Source organism: Vibrio sp. B181a, assembly GCF_030248375.1.
GTDB classification, from domain to species: domain Bacteria; phylum Pseudomonadota; class Gammaproteobacteria; order Enterobacterales; family Vibrionaceae; genus Vibrio; species Vibrio campbellii.
Genome location: NZ_JAHGAD010000049.1, coordinates 1 through 2376 on the forward strand (window position 1 = coordinate 1; position 2376 = coordinate 2376).

At 41.6% G+C, this 2376-nt stretch carries 3 protein-coding genes; all 3 read left to right on the top strand.

Annotated features, from left to right (window positions below; translation table 11 throughout):
- Positions 1 to 47 precede the first annotated feature (47 nt).
- The gene (locus KIO97_RS21000; RefSeq protein ID WP_230689965.1) at positions 48 to 953 is read left to right on the top strand and encodes a hypothetical protein; all 906 of its coding nucleotides are present in this window, start codon (positions 48 to 50) and stop codon (positions 951 to 953) included.
- A 140-nt stretch (positions 954 to 1093) separates the two neighbouring features.
- Positions 1094 to 1387, top strand: coding sequence for a hypothetical protein (locus tag KIO97_RS21010; RefSeq protein WP_230689976.1), 294 nt, complete (start codon positions 1094 to 1096; stop codon positions 1385 to 1387).
- Between the two features lie 157 nt (positions 1388 to 1544).
- Positions 1545 to 2219: a bifunctional 2-polyprenyl-6-hydroxyphenol methylase/3-demethylubiquinol 3-O-methyltransferase UbiG gene (locus tag KIO97_RS21020; protein ID WP_285383855.1), complete on the top strand. Its 675-nt coding sequence runs from the start codon at positions 1545 to 1547 to the stop codon at positions 2217 to 2219.
- Positions 2220 to 2376: the final 157 nt, after the last annotated feature.

Here is a 2376-nt window from a genome sequence, read left to right on the forward strand (position 1 = left end):
CACCTTAACTGCGCGTTATACGCTATGAGTGTAAGTTTGGAGTATCTATGGAAAACAGAATTAAGTTTGCACTTTTTTTAAAGGGCTGGAGTTTTGATGGGGGTGATAAGGCTTACCTTAAAGCAAATGCCGAGAAGGCTCTAACAACAGAGTTTGAAGAGGAAATGCACGACAATATTTATTGTCCTGAATGTTGTGCTCCTTTGTTTCGTTCACCCCGAGATAAAGATTATTCAGACAATGGTAGAGCTGCATATTTTGCTCATAAAAGAAGCATAAAAACAGATTGTGGTTTGCGCACGAAGAAAGCTGAGGGCAAAAAGTACTTAAATGAAGAAGAAGCCAAAAAAGCAATACAAGATGAGGAACTTGTTGTTGTTGAGGGCTTTATTCAAGACAAGCCGATTGCGCCAAACAAAAAGGCAAAGGAGTATGATCAGACGGAAGTTGAAGAACTCGACGGCCCTGTGACTTCTGTGCCGATAGGTAGGCACCGTGGAGAAACTTTCAACCTTCCAAGCAAATTTAAAACAGTCAAAGGTATAGTAAAGAATTTTGATGAAAACCTTCATCGTTACTTCTTTTTTCCAAATAGTAAGCATGCGGTCCAACTTCAAGATTATATTCGGAGTATCAAAACTATTACCGGTCCGGATAATAAGCCCAAACTTTATTATGGGAAAGTTGTTAAATCATTCAATGCCGGAAAGACACCTAAAAATATCCGTATGACGAAGCTTAGCTACAATACGAAAGAGTTTAACGACTTTTACTTTAAACTTCAGGATGAAAAGCAACGTGAAAAGGGAATTGATGATGATAGCAAGGACAGGATCGTACTAATGTACGGTAAAGTGACAGAAAACGGTTCTGGTCTTTGTATAGAGCATGTTGGTTGGGGAGAGTTTGCTCTGTTACCTAGAAAGTATGAGCTCCTTTTGGAACGCGTATAACAAACTGTTTAAGAGTGATTCGCAACGCGTGGCATTTTTGCTATGCGTTGCGCTTAGTGTTTAAGGTGGTATGCGGGAGCTTCGGTATTGCGTTGCTCACACCTTAACAGGGCGTTAGAGCGCAGGAGAAAAATGTGAATATGACGGACATAATTGAATACATTTCATATCTTATCGCAGGCATTATTATCGCTCCTTTCGGCTTTATGTTGTTTAAAGAATTCATCGGTAAAGATCGCAAGACGGTCACAGATGAAGTCAAATCTACGGTAGGAGACGAATCGAGAAAGTTTTTGGGCGGTAGATATGGTGATGCGGTTGTAGGTCAGTTTGTCGAGTTTAAACTGATAATAGCGATAGGTTTGCCATTAGTTCTATTTCTAGGAATATCTTCTTTGGTAAATTCTCTTTTGAAAGTTCTGTTCAATCTGTGAGTTGCGCTCTAACAAACTGTTCAAGAGGGATTCGCAACGCGTGGCATTTTCACTATGCGTTGGTTTTAGGTGTTTAAGGTGGCATGCGGCGACTTCGGTATTGCGTTGCTCACCCCTTAACAGGGCGTTAGCCTACCTTTCAAAGTTGGAACAATGGATGACTAGTTTGAAATACGACCAAAATGAAATAAATAAGGAAGGATGGGAAAAGGTTGCCTTGGCGTATTCGGGAGATTCCGCCTCAGAAGATGACCCTAACTTACGTGAGCTTGCGAGGAGTGAATTTATAAAACGCCTTGATGGAAAACACGTTTTAGAGGTTGGTTGTGGACCAGGAACGGACGCAGCAAAATTTCATGAGCTAGGTTTTGAGGTTCTTGCAACTGATTATTCCTCTAGGTTTTTAGGTGTTGTTCGAGAAAGATACCCGTACTTAAAAGTTAAGCTTTTTGACATGGTACAGCCTGAGTCCTTGCATCAAAAATTTGATGGAATATATGGTTTTGGCTGCTTCATTCATATTCCAAGAGAACTGTGTTGCGAGTCACTAAGAAACCTCAATGGGCTTTTAAAGCGTGGAGGCGTTCTGTGTTTGCAGTTGATCCAATCTTCAAAAGGCATTGAGCAATACTATATTGATGATTGGGCTGGTGATCCTCAATGTTCAATGTTATTCAACTGCTATGCCCCTGTAGAAATTGAAGCGCAGTTAAGGCTTGCTGGGTTTACCGAGGTAGAGTTTCTGACGATGCCAGCCAGCATTTATGATGAAATTCCGCGCTTGATTGAGCGAGGGATCACTGGGTACTTTGTTTTCGCTCGAGCGGCTTGAAACCGAACCCTAATTTGGGCTTGTAGGCTAACAAACTGTTCAAGAGGGATTCGCAACGCGTGGCATTTTCACTATGCGTTGGTTTTAGTATTTAAGGTGGTATGCGGGGGCATCGGTATTGCGTTGCTCACCCCTTAACAGGGCGTTATTTCCGCAA

What these genes read in the sequence shown, in the direction of transcription:
- KIO97_RS21020 (WP_285383855.1), top strand. Translation starts at nt 1,545, where the DNA reads ATGACTAGTTTGAAATACGACCAAAATGAAATAAATAAGGAAGGATGG.
- KIO97_RS21000 (WP_230689965.1), top strand. Translation starts at nt 48, where the DNA reads ATGGAAAACAGAATTAAGTTTGCACTTTTTTTAAAGGGCTGGAGTTTT.
- KIO97_RS21010 (WP_230689976.1), top strand. Translation starts at nt 1,094, where the DNA reads ATGACGGACATAATTGAATACATTTCATATCTTATCGCAGGCATTATT.